The sequence below is a fragment of the Priestia sp. P5 genome (assembly GCF_029522155.1).
GTDB lineage: Bacteria > Bacillota > Bacilli > Bacillales > Bacillaceae_H > Priestia > Priestia megaterium_E.
In genome coordinates, this window is record NZ_JAKWFJ010000001.1 from 749,926 (window position 1) to 772,303 (window position 22,378).

20 protein-coding genes are annotated in these 22,378 nt (G+C 39.1%); all 20 read left to right on the top strand.

The window, feature by feature from the left end:
- Positions 1-40: 40 nt before the first annotated feature.
- The 20 genes from MMB69_RS03865 (at position 41) to MMB69_RS03960 (ending at position 22,378) form a co-directional block, all read left to right on the top strand.
- Positions 41-2,398: an FtsK/SpoIIIE family DNA translocase gene (locus tag MMB69_RS03865; protein WP_264408518.1), complete on the top strand. Its 2,358-nt coding sequence runs from the start codon at positions 41-43 to the stop codon at positions 2,396-2,398.
- A 632-nt stretch (positions 2,399-3,030) separates the two neighbouring features.
- On the top strand, positions 3,031-3,756 hold the full coding sequence (locus MMB69_RS03870; protein WP_028411389.1) for a GntR family transcriptional regulator: 726 nt from the start codon (positions 3,031-3,033) through the stop codon (positions 3,754-3,756).
- A gap of 133 nt (positions 3,757-3,889) precedes the next feature.
- Positions 3,890-4,978: a BMP family lipoprotein gene (locus MMB69_RS03875; protein WP_221784429.1), complete on the top strand. Its 1,089-nt coding sequence runs from the start codon at positions 3,890-3,892 to the stop codon at positions 4,976-4,978.
- Between the two features lie 119 nt (positions 4,979-5,097).
- The gene (locus MMB69_RS03880; protein WP_277447181.1) at positions 5,098-6,627 is read left to right on the top strand and encodes an ABC transporter ATP-binding protein; all 1,530 of its coding nucleotides are present in this window, start codon (positions 5,098-5,100) and stop codon (positions 6,625-6,627) included.
- On the top strand, positions 6,624-7,685 hold the full coding sequence (locus tag MMB69_RS03885; RefSeq protein ID WP_264408516.1) for an ABC transporter permease: 1,062 nt from the start codon (positions 6,624-6,626) through the stop codon (positions 7,683-7,685). The genes MMB69_RS03880 and MMB69_RS03885 overlap by 4 nt, the downstream gene beginning before the upstream one ends.
- Positions 7,682-8,641, top strand: coding sequence for an ABC transporter permease (locus MMB69_RS03890; RefSeq protein WP_013084750.1), 960 nt, complete (start codon positions 7,682-7,684; stop codon positions 8,639-8,641). Before MMB69_RS03885 ends, MMB69_RS03890 begins: the two co-directional genes overlap by 4 nt.
- 258 nt (positions 8,642-8,899) lie before the next feature.
- A complete protein-coding gene (gene yfmF, locus MMB69_RS03895; protein WP_221784427.1) occupies positions 8,900-10,195 on the top strand; it encodes an EF-P 5-aminopentanol modification-associated protein YfmF in 1,296 nt (431 codons plus the stop codon).
- Positions 10,182-11,465: an EF-P 5-aminopentanol modification-associated protein YfmH gene (gene yfmH / locus MMB69_RS03900; RefSeq protein ID WP_221784426.1), complete on the top strand. Its 1,284-nt coding sequence runs from the start codon at positions 10,182-10,184 to the stop codon at positions 11,463-11,465. The genes yfmF and yfmH overlap by 14 nt, the downstream gene beginning before the upstream one ends.
- A 63-nt stretch (positions 11,466-11,528) precedes the next feature.
- Positions 11,529-12,254 carry an elongation factor P 5-aminopentanone reductase gene (ymfI, locus tag MMB69_RS03905; RefSeq protein ID WP_269870343.1) on the top strand — a complete coding sequence of 242 codons (726 nt, stop codon included), beginning with the start codon at positions 11,529-11,531 and terminating at the stop codon, positions 12,252-12,254.
- Positions 12,255-12,319: 65 nt separating this feature from the next.
- Complete coding sequence (locus MMB69_RS03910) at positions 12,320-12,580, top strand: DUF3243 domain-containing protein (protein WP_013058809.1); 261 nt, start codon at positions 12,320-12,322, stop codon at positions 12,578-12,580.
- A 213-nt stretch (positions 12,581-12,793) separates the two neighbouring features.
- Positions 12,794-13,585: a DUF3388 domain-containing protein gene (locus MMB69_RS03915; RefSeq protein ID WP_013058808.1), complete on the top strand. Its 792-nt coding sequence runs from the start codon at positions 12,794-12,796 to the stop codon at positions 13,583-13,585.
- Between the two features lie 12 nt (positions 13,586-13,597).
- Positions 13,598-14,596 carry a helix-turn-helix domain-containing protein gene (locus tag MMB69_RS03920; protein WP_277447182.1) on the top strand — a complete coding sequence of 333 codons (999 nt, stop codon included), beginning with the start codon at positions 13,598-13,600 and terminating at the stop codon, positions 14,594-14,596.
- 144 nt (positions 14,597-14,740) lie between these two features.
- Positions 14,741-15,325 carry a CDP-diacylglycerol--glycerol-3-phosphate 3-phosphatidyltransferase gene (gene pgsA, locus MMB69_RS03925; RefSeq protein WP_013058806.1) on the top strand — a complete coding sequence of 195 codons (585 nt, stop codon included), beginning with the start codon at positions 14,741-14,743 and terminating at the stop codon, positions 15,323-15,325.
- 16 nt (positions 15,326-15,341) lie between these two features.
- A complete protein-coding gene (locus tag MMB69_RS03930; protein WP_269870342.1) occupies positions 15,342-16,583 on the top strand; it encodes a competence/damage-inducible protein A in 1,242 nt (413 codons plus the stop codon).
- 200 nt (positions 16,584-16,783) lie between these two features.
- Positions 16,784-17,821 (top strand): recombinase RecA, encoded by a 1,038-nt coding sequence (recA, locus tag MMB69_RS03935; protein ID WP_013058804.1) that lies wholly within the window; start codon positions 16,784-16,786, stop codon positions 17,819-17,821.
- A gap of 280 nt (positions 17,822-18,101) precedes the next feature.
- Entirely contained in the window at positions 18,102-19,661 is a 1,560-nt protein-coding gene (rny, locus tag MMB69_RS03940) for a ribonuclease Y (RefSeq protein WP_013058803.1), read from the top strand.
- Positions 19,662-19,742: 81 nt separating this feature from the next.
- The gene (locus MMB69_RS03945; RefSeq protein WP_277447183.1) at positions 19,743-20,540 is read left to right on the top strand and encodes a TIGR00282 family metallophosphoesterase; all 798 of its coding nucleotides are present in this window, start codon (positions 19,743-19,745) and stop codon (positions 20,538-20,540) included.
- A gap of 223 nt (positions 20,541-20,763) precedes the next feature.
- Positions 20,764-21,024 (top strand): stage V sporulation protein SpoVS, encoded by a 261-nt coding sequence (gene spoVS, locus MMB69_RS03950; protein WP_003181955.1) that lies wholly within the window; start codon positions 20,764-20,766, stop codon positions 21,022-21,024.
- 75 nt (positions 21,025-21,099) lie between these two features.
- Positions 21,100-22,017: a dipeptidase gene (locus MMB69_RS03955; RefSeq protein ID WP_277447223.1), complete on the top strand. Its 918-nt coding sequence runs from the start codon at positions 21,100-21,102 to the stop codon at positions 22,015-22,017.
- Positions 22,018-22,201: 184 nt separating this feature from the next.
- Complete coding sequence (locus MMB69_RS03960) at positions 22,202-22,378, top strand: hypothetical protein (protein WP_221784422.1); 177 nt, start codon at positions 22,202-22,204, stop codon at positions 22,376-22,378.

The following is a 22,378-nucleotide window of genomic DNA, read 5'->3' on the forward strand; positions in this document are numbered from 1 at the left end:
AAATCAACATAGAGTGTTGGACGTTGATTGGAGTGGAAAAATGGCAAAGAAAAAACGAAGAGGTCAAATAAAAAAGGATGAATGGAAACGCATATTGCGCTTTGAGCTTATTGGCTTATTTTTATTAGCATTAACGTTAATTGCCATGGCAGGACTTGGTGCTGTAGGACAGGCCCTTGTACTAGTGGTCCGCTTATTTATTGGCGAATGGTATATGCTGTGTTTAATCGGAATGGCTATTCTATCTGTTTATATTATTTGGAAAAGGGAAATGCCTCCTTTAGTGACGCGGCAGCTTATCGGTACATATCTCATTATTTTATCTATTTTACTGTTTAGTCATGTTACGTTATTTGAAAATTTATCAAAAAACGGAACGTTTACAGATCCGTCTGTCATTATGAACACGTGGGATTTGTATATGCTCGAAGCAACGGGCCAATCAAATCACAGCGATTTAGGCGGAGGGATGATGGGAGCTATTATGTTTGCCATGTTCTACTATCTATTTGATAGCTTAGGAACAGAACTTATCGCTGCCTTGCTTATTGTGATTGGTGTACTGCTTATTACCGGACGTTCGCTTCACGAAACGGTATTAAAACTTCTGTCACCTCTAGTGAATTTTTTAACAACGGAGTTAAAAGAAGGCTGGCAAGATATTCAGACGTGGAAACATAAAAAGAAAAAAGCCCCTAAAACAACAAAAAAGAGACGCCAAGAAAAAGCTGTTCAAGAACCTGAAGAAAGTATGGAAATAGAAGTAGAAGCACCTTCGCCTCCAATTATTGAACACTTTGACTACGGAGAGGAAGAGTCTAGTCAACCTCCTGCTGCTCCTATAGCTCCGGTGCCGCCGGTTATGGAATCGAAGCCTGTAGCTGCTGCACCGCAACAGCCAAGGCCGCAAAAGGAACAGGAAGAAGAAAAAGCTCCTATGATTACATTTACTGAAACGGAAAATAAAGAGTATGAGCTTCCTCCTATCAAGCTATTAACGATGCCAAAGAAAAGCAACCAGGCAAAAGAGCATAAAAACATTTATAAAAATGCCGAAAAACTTGAAAAAACGTTTCAAAGTTTCGGCGTAAAAGCAAAAGTGGCAAAAGTTCACCTTGGACCAGCTGTTACAAAATATGAAGTATATCCTGATGTAGGAGTAAAAGTAAGTAAGATTGTCAATTTAAGTGATGATCTAGCACTTGCATTAGCTGCCAAAGATATTCGGATTGAAGCTCCAATTCCCGGGAAATCAGCGGTAGGAATTGAAGTGCCGAACGAAGAAGTAGCGATGGTTTCACTTAGAGAAGTACTTGAAGCAACTGAAAATAACCGACCGGATAAAAAGCTATTAGTTGGTTTAGGAAGAGATATTTCAGGCGAAGCTGTGCTAGCAGAGCTTAATAAAATGCCTCATATGCTTGTAGCAGGGGCAACAGGAAGCGGAAAAAGTGTGTGTATCAATGGTATTATTATTAGTATTTTAATGAGGACAAAGCCTCATGAAGTAAAATTAATGATGATTGACCCTAAAATGGTTGAGCTCAATATGTACAATGGTATTCCACATTTATTGGCTCCTGTTGTAACGGATCCGAAAAAAGCTTCTCAAGCCTTAAAGAAAGTTGTAAATGAAATGGAGCGACGTTATGAGCTGTTTTCACACAGCGGAACGAGAAACATTGAAGGATATAACGATTTAGTAAAACGTATGAATGATGATGGAGACGCCGATGCAAAACAGCCGACTCTTCCTTATATTGTGGTGATTGTCGATGAGTTGGCTGACTTGATGATGGTTGCTTCATCTGACGTCGAAGATTCGATCACGCGTCTTGCTCAAATGGCTCGTGCTGCCGGCATTCATTTGATTATTGCTACGCAGCGACCATCAGTAGATGTTATTACGGGAGTTATTAAAGCAAATATTCCTTCCCGAATTGCTTTTAGTGTGTCTTCACAAACTGACTCTCGTACAATCTTAGATATGGGAGGAGCTGAGAAGCTTCTAGGAAGAGGAGATATGCTGTTCATGCCTGTTGGAGCTTCAAAACCTGTGCGTGTGCAAGGTGCCTTTTTATCAGATGAAGAAGTAGAAGAGATTGTTGATTTTGTAATTGCACAGCAAAAAGCGCAGTATCAAGAAGAAATGATTCCAACCGATGCTCCTGAACAAGTTGATGATTTTGCAGATGAGCTATATGACGAAGCGGTACAGCTTGTAGCAGAAATGCAAACAGCTTCTGTTTCTATGCTGCAGCGACGCTTTCGAATTGGCTATAACCGGGCTGCGCGCTTAATCGATGCGATGGAAGAGCGTGGAGTGGTAGGACCCTATGAAGGAAGTAAGCCGCGTTCCGTGCTGATTTCTCAGCAAAATGAGGATGTTGGATCTTAATAATGTTACTAGAAAAGATGAGGCTGGGACAAAAGTATTTTAGCTCAAGTGAAAAACGAACCATTAATCAACATGTTTGATTAGCGGTTCGTTTTTTTTGTTATGGTGAACATAGGTTTCATCTGTCTCGTTCCTTCTAGCAGTTGATTGAAGGTCAAGGCGAAGATCCTGCGGGAAAAGCGCAAGCGACGAGGAGGCTCATCGCCCGTCGAAACCGGAGGCTTGCACGGAAATTAACTGCGGTGTCACAAGATGTTCAGCTCATGTATTCCATTTGTTCATCTTTAGATTGATTCATTTCGTTATGTCTCAACCTCATTTTTATGGAATAAGAGACGGTAAGAATAGTATCATACAAAAATATGTCATGCTAAATAAATGAAATAAAAACGAATATTAAAAAATTTAATGACTAAAATGTTTGGTTTTTATCTAATATTAGAAGAAAAGCAGGTTGTTAGGTATGCTGACATTAAAAAATAACAAAAATTCATTTTTTTAAAAAAATATTAAAAATTTTAATAAAAAATTAATATAACCTATTTATTTATCTGTCGAAAAATGATATATTATTTTCGATTAAGTAGTCGAACATCAGAGGTCTGATGACTTTTTAATATGGAGGAAGAGTGATGTCTATACGTGCGGATAATCGGCACTTGTATTTACAAGTGATTGATAAAATTAAACAAAATATAGAAAAAGGAATTTTTAAAGAAAAGGAAAGACTCCCTTCAGAGTTTGATTTATCAAAGCAGCTAGGGGTTAGCCGCGCAACGCTACGTGAGGCACTTCGCATATTAGAAGAAGAGAATATTATTGTTCGCAGACACGGCGTGGGAACATTTGTCAACACGAAGCCTACTTTTTTGTCAGGAATTGAGCAATTAAATAGTATAACACATATGATTGAACAAGCCGGTATGAAGGCTGGAACAATCTTCTTATCTTCTCAAATACAAGAGTTGTCTGAAAATGATTTAACACGTTTTGCTTGCGGGGAAGATGAACAGATTTTATTTGTTGAACGGGTGAGAACGGCAAACGGAGAGCCGGTGGTATATTGCATGGACAAGGTTCCTCAAAAAATATTGCCTGAAAATTTTGAATATAAACAAGAGTCTTTGCTAGAAATCCTTGAAAAACAAGCAGGAAAGCACATTTCATACGCCGTGGCAAACATTGAGCCTCTAGGCTATCATGAAAAAGTTTCTCCTATTTTACAATGCGAACCAGAAACCGCTTTGCTTGTACTGAAACAAATGCATTATGACCAGTATGATGAACCTATTTTATATTCCATCAATTATTTTAAGGCTGATCAATTCAGTTTCCAAGTACTGCGTAAGCGCGTCTAGTTTTTTTGTGTTTAAATGTCAGAAAATTTACAACTGTTTAACATTGTCCTTTTAAGGAGGTGTCAAATGTAGGTCACAAGGACGAAATAGAAAATTGGCTTTATACTTTTAAAACTATTCAGGGGGTTAAAACATGTTAAAACGTAAAACGGGACTTGCATTATCATTAGTATTAGCGGCAGGAACACTTTTAAGCGCGTGTGGCTCAGACGACGCAGGTAAGAGCGGCGGAGATAAAAAAGCGGCGGATTTTAAAGTGGGAATGGTAACAGATACGGGCGGGGTAGATGATAAATCGTTTAACCAATCTGCTTGGGAAGGTCTGACAAAGTTCGGGAAAGATAACGGACTTGATGAAGGGACTGGATATAAGTATTTGCAGTCTACAAAAGCATCTGAATACGAGAGCAATCTTTCTAAATTTGCTGAGAGTGGCTACAACTTGACGTATGGAATTGGCTTTTTATTAAAAGAAGATATTAAAAAAGCAGCAAAGCAGTATCCTGATGCTAACTTTGCATTAGTAGACGATACGCTAAAGTCAGAGAACTTAGATAACGTGGCAAGCATTCTATTTAAAGAAGAGCAAGGCTCCTTCTTAGTAGGGGTAGTGGCGGCTAAACAAACAAAAACGAACAAAATCGGCTTTATCGGAGGCGTTGAATCTCCATTAATCAAGAAGTTTGAAAACGGATTTAAAGCAGGTGTTAAATCTGTAAACCCAGATGCTGAAGTTATCTCTCAATACGCAGAAAGTTTTAACTCTCCAGAAAAAGGTTCGGCTATTGCTTCTACGATTTACAGCAAAGGCGCTGATATTATTTATCAAGCGGCTGGCGGTACTGGAAACGGCGTATTTACAGAAGCTAAAAACCGTTCAAAAGGCGGGAAAGAAAAAAAGGTTTGGGTAATTGGAGTTGACCGCGATCAGCATGAAGAAGGTATGCCTGAAAACGTAACGTTAACGTCGATGGTTAAACGCGTTGACTTGGCTGTAGAAGATGTTGCCAAAAAAGCAATGGACGACAAATTTCCTGGTGGTAAAGAAGTTGTGTTTGGCTTAAAAGAAGACGGAGTAGGAATTGCTCCATCACAAGATAATGTAAGTAAAGATGCGTTAAAAGCAGTTGATGAGTATAAGCAAAAAATTCTAGACGGTGACATTACAGTGCCTCAAACGGATAAAGAATTTAAAGAGTTTGAAAAAACGCTAAAAAAATAAGCTGACGTCTGTTAAGCAATGATTATATGAGTATAAAAGGCTAGTGAAAACTAGCCTTTTTCATAGCCAAAAAACCGAAGACAGAATCCTGTAGCAGGCAGGAATAGGGAGTGAAAGCAGTGGAATATGTTATTGAAATGCTAGATATTCGCAAAGAATTTCCCGGTATTGTCGCTAATGACAATATTACACTCCAAGTGAAAAAGGGAGAAATTCATGCTTTGTTAGGAGAAAATGGTGCCGGTAAGTCAACGCTGATGAACGTTTTATTTGGACTTTATCAGCCTGAAAAAGGGCAGATTCGTGTAAACGGTCAAGAAGTCAAAATCACGGACCCTAACGTAGCGAACGACTTAGGGATTGGGATGGTTCATCAGCACTTTATGCTTGTTCAAAACTTTACAGTAACAGAAAATATTATTCTTGGAAACGAACCGACGCGAACGGGGAAAATCAACATTAAAAAAGCAGCTCAAGATATTCAAGAGCTTTCAAATCAATATGGATTATCGGTAGATCCATATGCGAAGATTCAAGATATCTCAGTTGGCATGCAGCAGCGAGTGGAAATTTTAAAAACGCTTTACAGAGGAGCCGATATTCTTATTTTTGATGAACCTACTGCCGCCTTAACACCTCAGGAAATTACGGAATTAATTCAAATTATGAAAAAGTTAATTCAAGAAGGAAAGTCAATTATTTTAATTACGCATAAATTAAAAGAAATTATGTCAGTGTGCGACCGCTGTACAATTATTCGAAAAGGTGTGGGAGTTGGCACGGTAAATGTGCAAGAGACGAACCCTGATGAACTTGCTGCTTTAATGGTAGGAAGAGAAGTTCATTTTAAAACTGAAAAGAAAACAGCGACTCCAAAAGAAGCTGTGTTAACAATAAAAGAATTAGTAGTAGAAGACAGCCGAGGAGTAGAGGCTGTAAGTTCACTTAATCTAAGCGTTCGAGCAGGCGAAATTGTAGGCATCGCGGGTGTAGATGGAAATGGTCAAACAGAGCTGATTGAGGCAATTACGGGTCTGAGAAAAATAAAGTCGGGTTCGATCACATTAAAAAATCAAGAACTGTCTACGTTATCGACTCGTAAAATTACGGAGTCAGGAGTAGGACATATTCCGCAGGATCGCCATAAGCACGGACTGGTATTAGATTATACAATTGGTGAAAATATCGGTCTTCAAACGTATTATCAAAAGCCGATGTCTAAATCAGGTATTTTGAATTATAAAGAGCTGTATAAAAAAGCAAAAGAGTTAATTGCAGAATATGATGTGCGAACGCCTAGTGAATATACACAAGCGCGATCGCTATCGGGCGGAAATCAGCAAAAAGCTATTATTGCCCGTGAAGTAGACCGCAGTCCGGAACTATTAATTGCAGCTCAGCCAACGAGGGGGCTGGACGTAGGAGCCATTGAATTTATTCATAAAAAGCTGATTGAAGAACGAGATAAAGGACGAGCAGTGCTGCTCGTTTCGCTAGAACTAGATGAAGTAATAAATTTAAGCGATCGCATTGCGGTTATTTACGAAGGGAAAATAGTCGACATTGTAGATCCAAAAGAAACGAATGAACAAGAGTTAGGCTTATTAATGGCAGGCGGTACGCGTGAGAAAGCGGGTGGAACAGCATGAATAAACTTGTGAAAAATGAACGTGTAATGACGATTTTGATCCCTGTTGTATCGGCCATATTAGGACTCATTGCCGGAGCGGTTATTATGTTACTAGGCGGCTATGATCCAATGCTTGGCTATCAATCTCTTTTTGACGGGATGTTTGGAACGCCAAAAGCCATTGGAGAAACGATTCGTGCCATGACTCCTCTTGCTCTGGCTGGTATCGCGGTTGCGTTTGCTTATAAAACCGGTCTCTTTAACATTGGAGTAGAAGGACAGCTTTTAGTTGGCTGGTTGGCTTCAGTATGGGTTGGATATGCGTTTGATTTACCAGCAGTCATTCATATTCCTTTAGCTGTATTAGCAGCAGCTGCAGCTGGAGCAGTTTGGGCGTTTATTCCAGGATTTTTAAAAGCAAAATTTCATGTTCATGAAGTAATTGTTTCCATAATGATGAACTATATTGCCCTTTATACAACGAGCAGCTTAATCCGTACGTATTTATATGCGGGTAATGAAAAATCGTATGATATTAAAGAATCGGCATCTTTAGCATCAAGCTTTTTAGCACAGTTAACCAATAACTCTCGCCTTCATTACGGCATTCTTATTACCATCGCTGCAGCCGTTGTAATGTGGTTTATTTTGAATAAAACAGCTAAGGGCTTCGAGCTAAGAGCTGTTGGTTTTAATCAGCATGCTTCACAGTATGCAGGAATGAATGTAGGCCGAAACATTGTGTTATCCATGGCGATTTCAGGCGCTTTTGCCGGGCTTGCCGGGGCAATGGAAGGGCTTGGAACATTTCAGTATATGGGCACATTCACTGCGTTTACAGGTACGGGGTTTGACGGTATCGCCGTAGCCCTTTTAGGAGCTAACAGCGCAATTGGAATTTTATTAGCTTCATTCTTTTTCGGAGGATTGCAAACGGCGGCTCCTCAAATGAACTTTATGACAGGGGTACCGTCTGAATTAATTCAAATTGTCATTGCGCTTATTATCTTTTTTGTTGCATCTAGTTATTTAATTCGCTGGGTGCTTGGCCGTGCAGGCAAGGGGGGAGCAAAATGAACTTCTTAGAGGTGTTAGCCATTATTATTCCAGCGGCGCTTTATTCAGCTGCACCGCTTATCTTTACCGCGCTCGGAGGGATATTTAGTGAACGTTCCGGGGTCGTGAACATCGGATTAGAAGGGCTGATGATGTTTGGCGCGTTCACAGGTATTGTCTCAACCCTTTTACTTCAGGATTCATTAGGTGCTTGGGCCCCGTGGGTAGCGATAGTAATTGCGGCTGTTGTTTGCGCTGTGTTCTCGCTGATTCATGCTGTTGCAAGTATTACATTAAAAGCAGATCAAACGGTAAGTGGTGTAGCGCTGAATTTTCTAGCTGCGGGTCTTTCAATCTTTTTAATCAAAAAGATTTTTGGGAAAGGACAAACAGATTTTATCCAATTCCGTATCGATAAAGTAAGTATTCCAGGTCTATCAGATATTCCAGTAATCGGTAAAATTCTGTTTTCGAATGTTCCTATTACGTCTTATATTGCAATTGCGCTAGCTTTTGCTGTATGGTACATCATTTATAAAACACCATTTGGTCTTCGTCTTCGTTCAGTTGGTGAACACCCAATGGCAGCAGACACGATGGGGATCAAAGTTGTGAGAATGCGTTATGTTGGCGTTATGATTTCCGGCATGTTCGCTGGAATCGGCGGAGCGGTGTATGCTACGTCTATCGCTACAAACTTTGCAGCGGGAACGATTGCTGGACAAGGGTTCCTTGCTATTGCAGCTATGATTTTTGGAAAATGGCATCCTATTGGTGCTTTAGGTGCAGCCATGTTTTTCGGATTAGCACAGTCTTTGAGTATCACGGGAGCTCAGATTCCGGTTATTCAAGATATCCCATCCGTCCTTTTAACCATTGCACCGTACGTATTAACAATCTTAGCACTTACTGGTTTTGTAGGACGTGCTGAGGCTCCTAAAGCGCTGGGCGTTCCTTATGAAAAAGGCCGCCGCTAATAAATCCGCTATATAAGGTCTAACAATGACTAAAGTTGGATAAATATAGAAGGTGGAGACAAAGAAATCATATTCTTTTCTCCGCCTTTTTTTCATTGAGAGAAAGAATATGAAAAGAAATGAGGAAGCGCGCGGCAAGTTACTTGAAAATGTTTCCTTGAATTCGATATAGTGGTTATAAGACTAAAATTAGCGTTAAAGATTCAAAATAGAAGTATTGTCTAGTTAATACATCAAAATTTAAAAGGAGGTTTATATATGAAATTATTGACTGAACAAAAACATGAACTAGAAGGATTGACTGTTCATACCATTCAAACAGCTAAGTACAAAACAAACACGTTCATTTTAAAACTAAATGCCCCTTTAGATAAGAAAACGGTGACAATGCGTGCCCTTTTACCTTATGTGCTTCAAAGCGCTACCGAGTCGCTGCCGTCTACGACAAAGCTTCGTACATATTTAGATGAGCTTTATGGTGCTACTTTACAAGTAGACTTAACAAAAAAAGGTGATAACCACGATATTACGATTCGCATTGATATAGCAAATGAAAAATATTTGAAAGATTCAACTCCGCTTTTGCAAAAAGCGTTAGCGCTTCTTGGCGATATTTTATTAAAGCCAGCAGTTGAAGGGGACTCTTTTTTAAAGGATATTATGACAAAAGAAAAGCGTTCGCTTCGTCAGAGAATTCAAGCCGTATTTGATGATAAAATGCGCTATGCTAATTTAAGACTAGTTGAAGAAATGTGTAAAGAAGAACCTTACTCTTTACATGTAAACGGTCAAATTGACGACGTGGAAGAAATTACAGGTGAAAGTTTGTACGCCTATTATCAGAAGGTGTTAAAAGAAGATGCCATTCACCTTTATGCTATTGGAGATTTGCAAGTCGAAGAGGTTTTACAAACAGTAAAAGAAACATTTACGTTACCAAAGCGCGAGCAAAAAGATATTGAAGATTCTATTACGTCTAAAGATATCTCAAAAGTAAATGAAGTAGTGGAAAAACAAGAAGTAAAACAAGGGAAATTAAATATTGGCTACCGCACAAATGTTGTATATGGAGATAGACAGTATTTTGCTCTGCAAGTATTTAACGGTATATTCGGAGGTTTCTCACATTCTAAGCTATTTATCAATGTGCGTGAAAAAGCAAGCTTAGCCTATTATGCCGCTTCAAGGGTAGAAAGTCATAAGGGATTACTGATGGTTATGTCGGGTATTGATGCTAAAAATTACGACCAAGCCGTTACCATTATTAAAGAACAAATGCAGGAGATGAAGCAAGGGTCGTTTACAGACGGCGAAATCGCTCAAACAAAAGCCGTCATTCACAATCAGCTGCTTGAAACGGTGGATACTCCACGAGGACTAGTAGAGGTTATGTATCATAATGAATTAACAGGTAAAGATATTTCAATTGACGAATACTTAAAGCATATTGATGCGGTATCTAAGCAGGAAATTATTAAAGTGGCTGAGAAAATTGAGATGGATACAATTTATTTCTTAACAGGAACGGGCGGTGAAGAAAATGGAGAAAATTGAATTTTCGCAGCTTCAGGAACAGCTGTATCATGAAAAAATGGATAACGGGCTGCAAGTATATATTTTGCCAAAGCCGGAGTTTAACAAAACGTTTGCTACCTTTACAACGAACTATGGATCGATTGACAATCAATTTGTACCACTAAATGAAAATGAAATGACAAAAGTTCCGGACGGAATCGCACACTTTTTAGAGCATAAATTATTTGAAAAAGAAGACGGGGATGTTTTTCAGCAGTTTAGTAAACAAGGCGCTTCGGCCAATGCGTTTACTTCTTTTACCCGCACAGCTTACTTATTCAGCTGTACGTCAAATTTTGAAGAAAACCTTGAAACATTAGTGGATTTTGTACAAGAGCCGTACTTCTCAGAAAAAACGGTCGAAAAAGAAAAAGGCATTATCGGTCAAGAAATTACAATGTATGACGACAATCCGGACTGGCGTTTGTATTTTGGTACCATTCAAAATATGTACAAAAACCACCCTGTTAAAATTGATATTGCAGGCACGATCGAATCGATTTCACATATCAATAAAGATTTGCTGTATACATGCTATGAAACGTTCTACCATCCAAGCAACATGCTGTTGTTCATTGTAGGTCCTGTTGATGCAGAAAAGGTAATGAAGCAAGTTCGAGAAAATCAGCAGAAAAAAGATTATAAAGAAATATCTGACATACAGCGTCATTTTGACGAAGAGCCTGAAACGGTGGATCAAGAAAAACAAGTACTAAAAATGCCGGTGCAGTCTTCTAAATGTATGGTGGGTCTAAAAGCGAAAAATCCGCAGCGTTCAGGTGGAGAAATGCTTAAATATGAGTTAGCAATGAATATTATCTTAGATTACGCATTTGGCAAAAGCTCTTCGTACTATGAGGAGTTATATGCAGACGGGCTTATTGATGAAACATTTGCTTATGATTATACGGAGGAAAGAGGATTTGGTTTTGCTCTTATTGGAGGAGATACGGACCAACCGGAGCAGCTGTATGATCGAGTTAAACAAATTTTACTTGAAATGAAAACAAAATCACTAACTGAAGAAGAACTTGAGCGTATCCGTAAAAAGAAAATCGGCGGATTTTTACGTTCATTAAACTCACCTGAGTTTATCGCTAATCAGTTTACACGCTATGCATTTAATGATATGAATTTATTTGATATTGTTGAAACGCTGGAAAAATTGAAGGTGAACGAAATAAAAGATGTGCTAAACGAGATTATTGATGAAAAGAACTTTACGGTTTGTGAAGTAGTACCTAAATGAAGATGATTGTTGCCAAAAAAGCTGATGTTCATCAGCTTTTTTGCATGTAAAGGAGAGAAGGTTATGGAGAAATTTGCCCTTGTGACAGGTGCAAGCGGAGGAATTGGCACAGCAATTGCTAAGCAATTGGCTGAGGAAGGATATTCGCTTATTTTGCATTACCACCAACGAAGAGACAGACTAGAGGAGCTTGCACATGAGCTTGCTGAAAAGGTAAAAACCGTGTTTACGGTACAAGCGGATTTATCATGTAAAGAGGGAGTGGAGAAGTTTTTAGAGGAAATTATTGTTCCCGTAGAAGTGATTATTCATAACAGCGGACGAAGTGTTAGCGGGTTAATGACAGATACTCAGGCAAGAGAAACCGAAGAAATGATCTATCTTCACATCACGGCTCCCTTTGTTATTACCAAAGCTTTATTACCTAAAATGATTAGTGCTAAAAGCGGACAAATCATCATGATTTCTTCCATTTGGGGACTTACAGGAGCTTCGTTTGAAGTCCTTTATTCCATGGTAAAAGGTGCACAAAATACGTTTGTAAAAGCTTTGGCAAAAGAGGTTGCACTAAGTGGGATTCGAGTAAATGGAGTTGCGCCTGGAGCGATTGAAACGGATATGATGGCCAGCTATTCAAAAGAAGAGGTCAAGGAGCTGGCTGAAGAGATCCCTTTAGGAAGAATAGGATATCCAAAAGAAGTGGCAGATGCTGTTTCATATTTAATATCTTCACGAGCTTCCTACATAACGGGACAAATATTATCGGTTAATGGTGGTTGGTACATATAAAGTGTGCATAAAATCAAAAACACGGTACAAACTATGATATGAATAAACCTTAAGGAGGGCTACTCATGTCAGTATTAGAAAACTGGGATAGCTGGAAAGATTTTTTAGGCGACCGTTTACATCATGCGCAAAACGAAGGAATGCAAGAAGAAGTTATTCATGATCTTGCTTATCAAATTGGTGGATATTTAGCAAACCAAGTTGATGCAAAAAATGATCAAGAGCGAATTTTAGCAGACCTTTGGAGCGTTGCTTCTAAAGAAGAGCAGCATGCGATTGCGAGCAGCATGGTGAAATTAGTTCAAAATAACGGATCAGTAAAATAATTTATCGTTTCTAAAAAGGAGCTAATTCACCGCGTGTGAAAGCTCCTTTTTTCTTAGAATTAAATAGTACAAATAAATAAGCGCTTACATACATAACAAATGTAGAACTACTTGTCTTTAGGGTTTATAATATAATGGAAATCATTTATAGTTAAACTAGGTGAAAAAAAGGGGGCACCTCTCGAAGGCCAGCCAAGAAATGGGAGGGGTTTGATGGAGAAAATTGAGTGGTATTTAGAATATCAAATACAAAAAAATCGTCCGGGTCTTTTAGGTGATATTTCATCGCTTCTTGGAATGTTGTCAATTAATATTGTCACAATCAATGGAGTGGATGATATTCGCCGTGGATTATTGCTGCGCTGTGATTCACATGAGCAAATAGACAGGCTTGAATCTATTTTGAAAACAATGGATAATATCATTGTGACAAAAATGAGACCGCCTAAATTGCGTGATAAGTTAGCAGTGCGTCACGGTCGCTATATTCAGCGGGACGCAGATGATAAAAAGACGTTCCGTTTCGTAAGAGATGAATTAGGTTTGCTCGTAGATTTTATGGCGGAACTGTTTAAACAAGACGGTCATAAGCTTATCGGCATTCGGGGGATGCCGCGCGTAGGCAAAACCGAATCCATTGTAGCAGCTAGCGTGTGTGCGAACAAAAGGTGGCTTTTTGTGTCTTCTACACTCTTAAAACAAACGATTCGCAGTCAGCTTATTGCTGACGAATACAACGCTGATAATATTTTTATTATTGACGGGATTGTATCGACAAAACGAGCGAATGAAAAGCACTGGCAGCTTGTTCGAGAAGTAATGAATGTACCCGCGACAAAAATTGTGGAGCATCCGGATGTATTTGTACAAAATACCGAGTATTCGTTAGATGATTTTGCCTACATTATTGAAATAAGAAACGACCCCAATGAGAAAATTACATATGAAATAATGGAAGGTCCTCAAATGTTTCAAGACGGTGGATTATCGATGTTTGATTTTTAGCATAATTGGTAGGTGTTAGCATTGACAGAGTTAGGACAAAGGTTAAGACAAGAACGAGAAAGCAAAGGATTGTCGTTAGAGGATTTACAAAAACTAACGAAAATTCAAAAACGCTATTTACTTGGCATTGAAGAAGGCAATTATGAGGTTATGCCGGGGAAATTTTACGTACGAGCGTTTATTAAGCAATACTGCGAAGCAATTGGGTTGGACACAGATGCTATTTTTGAAGAATACAAATCAGACATTCCTTCAACTCAAACAGAAGACATGCCGCAGCAGCTTTCGCGCGTTCGCAGCCGCAAAGAAATTCCTCAGCATACAAAAGGAGTTTCAAAAGCATATGACTACCTTCCAACTGTTCTAGTGGTGGCGGGAGTTGTAGTTGTTGGGATTATTATTTGGGTAATCGCTCAAAATATCGTCTCGGATAAAAACAAGGAGCAGGCTAACCAAGAAGCTCCAAACAGCGAAGTTCAGCAGTCTAACACGCAGGAAGAAACGAATGAAACTACTGCAAAAAATGACAATAGCAAGTCAGAAGATGAACAAAGTGCTGCTGATAAGAAAGAACAAGAAAAAGAAAAAGCTGAAAAAGAAAAAGCTGAAAAAGAAAAAGCCGCAAAAGAAAAAGCTGAGAAAGAAAAAGCTGAAAAAGAAAAGAAAGACAGCGGTAAACAAGAATACAAGGAAGTTCAAAAAACAGGCAGAAGTGCTACGTATGCTCTTTCCGGTACAGATGCATTTAATCTAGAAGTAACATCCACTCAAGCAGATACTTGGTTAGATGTGAAAAATGGAAAAGGAAATGCCTTCTTTAGCTCCATTCTAAAAAAAGGTGAAACAAAACAATTTGATTTGACGAAAGAAACTGAAGCTCGTGTCAACATCGGTTATTCACCTGGAGTAGAGTTAAAAGTAAATGGAAAAGCGGTTGACTTGCCGTTTGATTCATCCAAGCAAGTTCGACAAGTTGTAACGATTCAATATCAGCCGGCAGAAGCACAGTAAACACCCTGTTTTAAAAAGTGATCAGGGTGTAAATAAAGATAATATGTGAATTAATCATTCATTCACGCTATAATAAAACCAAAGCCGTGCAAACAACTTCGTTTGCACGCTTTCAGTTTGTAACAGTAATTGGAGGCAGAAGAAGTGAATTTACCAAACAAGATTACCATTTCGCGGATTTTTCTAATTCCCGTATTCCTCATTTTTATGATGGTGCCGCTACCATTTGGCACAGTGGAGGCGGCAGGAAAAGAGATTCCAATCGCTCACCTATTAGGGGCAGCATTATTTATTATTGCATCTACAACAGACTGGATAGACGGATACTATGCTCGAAAGTACGATTTAGTCACGAACTTGGGTAAATTTTTAGATCCACTAGCAGACAAGCTATTGGTTTCAGCTGCGCTTGTAGCTATTGTTGACTTAGATTTAATTGCAGGTGCAGGATGGGCTGCTATCATCATTATTAGCCGTGAATTTGCTATCACTGGTTTAAGACTTGTACTAGCAGGGGAAGGGGAAGTTGTAGCAGCAAATATGTTAGGTAAAATTAAAACATGGACTCAAATTTTAGCTATTTCAGCTATTCTGTTGTATAACTTGCCTTTTGAATGGGTTTCCATTCCATTTGCTAGCGTAATGCTTTGGATCTCAGTGATTTTTACGGTTATTTCAGGCTGGGACTACTTTGCTAAAAACAAACAGGCTTTTGTTAACTCAAAATAAGCAAGATGGAGATGATATGATGAACGCTGAAATTATTGGAGTCGGCTCTGAGCTGCTGCTTGGACAAATTGCCAATACAAACGCTCAGTATTTATCGAAAAAATTAGCCGAACTTGGAATTAATGTTTACTATCATACGGTAGTAGGAGATAATGCACAGCGCTTAAAAGAAGTGATTGCTACAGCTCAAACGCGTGCAGAGTTAATTATTTTCACAGGCGGGCTTGGTCCTACAAAAGATGACTTAACAAAAGAAACAATTGCGAGTGTGCTAGGAGTAGAGCTGACAACAAATGCAGAAGCACTTGAAAGCATTGAAGCCTATTTCAAACAGTCAAATCGTGTCATGACACCTAACAATAAAAAACAGGCAATTGTGCTAGAAGGTTCAGCAGTGCTCCCTAACGATTACGGAATGGCTCCAGGTATGGGGCTTACGGTAGAGGGAAAACACTATATGCTATTTCCAGGGCCACCAAAAGAGCTTTATCCAATGTATGAATCGTATGGTCAAGAATTTTTAGCTCAAAAGCTTGAATTAAAAGAAAGTATTGAATCACGCGTTCTTCGCTTTTTCGGAATAGGAGAATCACAGCTTGAGACGGAAATTGAAGATTTGCTTGATGCGCAAACCAACCCGACGATTGCGCCGCTAGCAGGAGATGGAGAAGTGACGCTTCGCTTAACTGCTAAGCACGCTGATACTGCTGAAGCACAGCGCATGTTAGACGAAGTGGAAAAAACCATTTCAGAGCGCGTAGGCGATTATTTATATGGGTATGAAACAACTTCTTTACATAATGAATTGGTAAAAGAATTAACGGCACAAGGATTAACGATTGCTTCAGCCGAGAGTTTAACCGGCGGTTTATTCAGCGAACGTTTAACAACTGTTTCAGGTGCTGGAGAAGCTGTAAAAGGCAGCCTGGTCGCCTATCATTATGAAATCAAGCAAAATATTCTCGGAGTGAGCGAACACACGCTGAATCAGTACGGAGCCGTTAGCGAGCAGTGCGCGGCTGAAATGGCTCAGCGTATTCAACAGTTATGTAAAACAGATATTGGCATCGGGTTTACAGGTGTAGCTGGACCCTCCAAACAAGAAGGACATCCTGTAGGAACAGTATATATAGGAGTAGCCTATAAAGATCAAGCTCCTCAAGTTTACAGCCTGCAGCTATCTGGAAGCCGCCAGGGGATTCGTTCACGAACGGTTAATTATGGCTGTCATTACGTATTAAAGATGATAAAAAAATAAAGAAAAAAAGGCTGTTTAGTTTTTCCAAAACAGCCTTTTTTTTATAAAATAATAAACGAACATTTATTCGCTTTTTGCTTGTCAAACGACTCAAAAACTAGTATAGTAAGTTATAGAAAGTTGTTAATTCGACATTGCTACTACATCGTAGTAAGTTTGCAGTTTATAGATGATTTCAAAGAGATAGAGGAGGAAATTGAGTGAACGATCGTCAAGCAGCTCTTGATATGGCTTTAAAACAAATTGAAAAGCAATTTGGTAAAGGTTCAATTATGAAATTAGGTGAACAAACGGAAAAAAGAATTTCTACAATTCCAAGTGGTTCATTAGCGTTAGATATAGCTTTAGGTGTAGGTGGATATCCACGTGGACGTGTAGTTGAAGTATATGGTCCCGAAAGCTCAGGTAAAACAACAGTCGCTCTTCATGCGATTGCAGAAGTTCAACAGCAGGGCGGACAGGCTGCATTTATCGATGCGGAGCACGCGTTAGATCCTGTATATGCTCAAAAATTAGGTGTGAATATTGATGAGCTATTATTATCTCAGCCTGATACGGGAGAACAAGCTTTAGAAATCGCTGAAGCTTTAGTTCGAAGCGGTGCAGTAGATATTATCGTTGTTGACTCAGTAGCAGCATTAGTGCCAAAAGCGGAAATTGAAGGGGAAATGGGAGACTCTCACGTGGGTCTACAAGCTCGTTTAATGTCTCAAGCGTTGCGTAAACTATCTGGAGCTATCAACAAGTCTAAAACAATCGCTATCTTTATTAACCAAATTCGTGAAAAAGTCGGCGTTATGTTTGGTAACCCTGAAACAACTCCTGGTGGACGTGCGCTTAAATTCTATTCTTCAGTGCGTCTAGAAGTGCGTCGTGCAGAGCAGTTAAAGCAAGGAAACGATATTGTAGGTAACAAAACAAGAATTAAAGTTGTGAAAAACAAAGTAGCTCCGCCTTTCCGTGCTGCTGAAGTAGATATTATGTACGGAGAAGGTATTTCAAAAGAGGGTGAAATTTTGGATATCGCTTCTGAACTAGATATTGTTCAAAAAAGTGGATCTTGGTATTCATATAATGACGAGCGTCTAGGTCAAGGTCGCGAAAATGCAAAACAATTCTTAAAAGAAAATACTGATATTCGTCAGGAAATTGCGGGACAAGTGCGTGAACATCATGGTTTAGACCAAGATGGAGAGCCAGCTCCTGAGGATGACGATCAAGGCGATTTAAATATTTAATTTGCTGCGAGATAAAAAAAGACTCCTCTATTTCAAAGAAGGGGTCTTTTTTTTGTAAAAATTGTTAATGCTAGAAAAGTAACATACGAAATTTCAATATATACTGTAGAGGCAGGCTTGACAATAAAAATGCACAGATTTACAATTAAGATGTATATTTTCCCTTTTTAAAACATTTTAGCGTTTAAAAGCCTTTGTGTGTATATTGAAAGGTGAATACGATGTACATGCCGACATGAAATTTAAAACTTACAAGTTTATAGCAAGGGGAGGTGAAATGATGGATACTAATACAATCATCTTCGCTTTGCTTGGCCTAATCGTCGGTGCAGTTGTTGGCTTTTTTGTTTGTAAATCGATTGCTGAAGCTAAAATTGCGGGAGCAAAGTCTAGTGCAGAACAAATTATTGATGAAGGAACCCGCGAGGCGGAAGCTTTGAAAAAAGAAGCTTTACTAGAAGCGAAGGATGAAATCCATCAGCTTCGTACAGAGGCAGAACAAGATATTCGTGATCGTCGAGCAGAACTTCAAAAACAAGAAAATCGATTAATGCAAAAAGAGGAAAATCTTGATCGTAAAGACGAATCACTTGATAAACGTGAAGCGTTACTTGAAAAGAAAGATGATTCTCTTACTGTTAAACAACAGCATATTGAAGAGATGGAAAGCAAAGTTGAAGAAGTAGTACGTGCACAGCAAACAGAGCTAGAGCGCATTTCAAGCTTAACAAGAGAAGATGCAAGAGCGATTATTTTAGATCGTGTTGAAAATGAACTTTCCCACGACATTGCAATAATGGTAAAAGAAACAGAAAACCGTGCAAAAGAAGACGCCGATAAAAAGGCGAAAGAAATTCTTTCACTTGCTATTCAGCGTTGCGCAGCAGATCATGTTGCTGAAACGACTGTCTCAGTTGTTAACTTGCCAAATGACGAAATGAAAGGCCGAATTATCGGTCGAGAAGGTCGAAACATCCGTACGCTTGAAACTTTGACAGGAATTGATCTTATTATTGATGATACGCCAGAAGCAGTTATTTTATCAGGATTTGACCCAATTCGTCGTGAGACAGCAAGAATTGCACTTGATAAACTCGTTCAAGATGGTCGTATCCATCCCGCACGTATTGAAGAAATGGTTGAAAAATCTCGCCGTGAAGTGGACGAATATATTCGTGAAGTTGGTGAACAAACGACGTTTGAAGTCGGTGTTCACGGGTTGCACCCAGACTTGATGAAAATTCTTGGTCGCTTAAAATTCAGAACAAGCTATGGTCAAAATGTGTTGAAACATTCAATGGAAGTAGCTCATTTATCAGGACTTATGGCTGCTGAATTAGGTGAAGATGAAACGTTAGCCAAACGAGCAGGATTGTTACATGATATTGGTAAAGCAATTGATCATGAGGTAGAAGGAAGTCACGTAGAAATCGGTGTTGAATTAGCTACCAAGTATAAAGAACATCCGGTTGTTATTAACGCGATTGCTTCTCACCATGGAGATACAGAACCAACATCAATCATTGCTGTACTAGTCGCAGCAGCGGATGCATTATCTGCTGCAAGACCAGGTGCTCGCAGTGAGACGTTAGAAAACTACATTCGTCGTCTTGAAAAGTTAGAAGAAATTTCAGAGTCTTATGAAGGCGTTGAAAAATCATTTGCAATTCAAGCAGGGCGTGAAGTTCGTATTATGGTGAAACCAGATACGATTGGTGATCTAGAAGCGCATCGACTTGCTCGAGATATCCGAAAACGAATTGAAGATGAGCTGGATTATCCTGGCCACATCAAAGTAACCGTTATTCGTGAAACAAGAGCAGTAGAGTATGCAAAATAAAAATGAAGTGGCGTTTCGCCACTTTATTTTTTTTCGTAGAGATGAAGATGCAGATTAAGAATAAAGTATAGGAGCTTTTACATGAGAATTTTATTTATTGGAGACGTAGTTGGTTCTCCAGGCCGTGAAATGGTTGAAGAATATTTACCAAGATTAAAAAGAAAATACTCTCCGGGACTTACAATTGTGAATGGAGAAAATGCAGCTTCGGGCAAAGGCATTACTGAAAAGATTTATCGTCAGTTCTTACAAGCAGGGGCTAACATTATTACCCTTGGTAACCACGCGTGGGACAAGCGTGAAATTTTTGATTTTATTGACGATGCAAAAAATCTTGTTCGTCCGGCTAATTTTCCTGAAGGTACACCGGGCAAGGGAATTACGTATTTTACGTATAATCAGCTTGAGGTAGCCGTGATTAATTTACAAGGGCGCACGTTTATGGCTCCGCTTGATTGTCCATTTCAAAAAGCAGATGAACTGATTGAAGAAGCACGTCAGCGCACTCCGCTTATTTTTATTGATTTTCATGCTGAAACAACAAGTGAAAAGCAAGCGATTAGCTGGTATGTGGACGGCCGTGTCAGCGCTGTTGTCGGCACTCATACGCACGTTCAAACAGCTGACAATCGTATATTGCCAAAAGGAACAGCTTACATCTCTGACGTAGGAATGACGGGACCGTATGACGGCATTTTAGGGATGGAGCGAGAAGCTGTTATTAAGCGTTTTTTAACGTCTCTTCCTGTTCGATTTGAAGTGCCAAAAGAAGGAAGAACGCAGCTTAGTGGAATCGTTATTGATATTGATCAAAAGACGGGGAAAACAACAAAAACAGAGCGGATTTTAATTAACGAAGACCATCCGTTTTTTGAATAAAGGGAAAAAGTCAATGTGTCGAAAGACGATACATTGGCTTTTTTATTTTGTCAAAAACGTAAAAAGAAAAAAGAAAGGTGTAGAAATATAAGTTTTTGAATATTTAGGAAAAACAAGCAGGAATACGTTTGACATATCGTGAATATAGTAACATTGAAATCAATTAAGTCATTGGTCTAATGATCTCTCATCATACATTGTAAAGAATAAGGAGGAGCTAGATATGGAAATATTAAAAGTTTCAGCAAAGTCTAATCCAAATTCAGTTGCTGGTGCCTTAGCAGGCGTGCTGCGCGAACGCGGCGCAGCAGAAATTCAAGCCATTGGGGCCGGGGCGCTTAACCAAGCAGTAAAAGCTGTAGCAATCGCAAGAGGGTTCGTTGCACCAAGTGGGGTTGATTTAATCTGCATCCCAGCTTTTACAGATATTCAAATTGATGGAGAAGAGCGAACAGCCATTAAATTAATTGTAGAGCCGCGATAATTATAAAAACCACGGACCTGTAAAGCATAGAAGCCAAACAGGTCCTTTTTGTATAGAGTTAAAGGGGTGTGGGTTGTGATATTTGATGCTCATTGTGATGTATTGATGAAGCTCTGGTTAAATAAACGTTTATCTTTTACATATGATTCAGCGCTGCATGTTACGTTAGAAGGAATAAAGAAAGCAAAAGGGAAAGTTCAGCTATTTGCTATTTATATTCCAGAAGCGGTTCCGGCAGCTCAGCGCTTTGATGTTGCGTTAGAAATGATCCAGCTGTTTCAGAGTCATATTTTATCGCTTCCCGGTGTAAAATGGGTTCGTTCAAAGCGCGATATAGATAGCTTGAAAAAAGGTGAAATAGGAGCAATGCTGACGCTTGAAGGGTGCGATGCCATTGATACAAGTTTAGTTCGCTTAAAGACGCTTTTTTCACTGGGTGTACGTTCAGTAGGTTTGACATGGAATTACAGCAATGCTGTGTGTGACGGTATTTTAGAATCTCGAGGCGCGGGGTTATCTTCTTTTGGAAGAGAAGTTGTTGAATTGAATAATGAACATAAAGTGTGGACGGATGTCTCTCATTTATCGGTAAGAGGTTTTTGGGATGTGATTGAGCTAGCGCAATATGTAGTGGCTACTCATTCCAATTCACACGTATTGTGTTCTCATCCCCGGAATTTAAGAGACGATCAAATTCATGCTTTAATAAAGCGAAACGGCGTGATTGGCATTACGTTTGTCCCTGAATTTTTAACGAGTTCTGCCAAAGCACAAATAGCGGATGTGATTCGTCATCTTGATTACATGTGTGAAAGAGGAGGCGAATACTCCGTTGGTTTTGGCTCTGACTTTGACGGCATTGACAAAACGGTTCATCGTCTCGGAAGATATGAACAGTATACGAATTTAATCGAAGAACTCCTTAAGCATTACACTGAGGAGCAGGTAAAACGTTTTCTGTTTCAAAACTTTGCTGATCGTGTATGCAGCTAATAAAAAAAGAGCTTTTTCTTCTTGGAAAAGCTCTTTTTTATACAAGTTATTTATATACTAATGCCTCATGTGAAAGCAGAAAAGATCATTAAAAAACTTCATCTTATTCATTAAATATAAATATAATTAAAACGATTGAGAATTCAATGGAAAGGGTTGCATTTTTCTGGCAATCGGAATAAAATTGAAAACGGATTATGGAGCTGCTCAAGCAGAAACGTATCCTGCACAGCGACAAGGTGCTGTGGGAGTTTTGCGAATGATTTTGGTTCGTGAAATGCAGAAGCAAATGAAATCGTTTGCTAATTTACCTTTTTCAGTTTTTATCAATAAAATAGATTTCTATATTAAGAGCAATTAA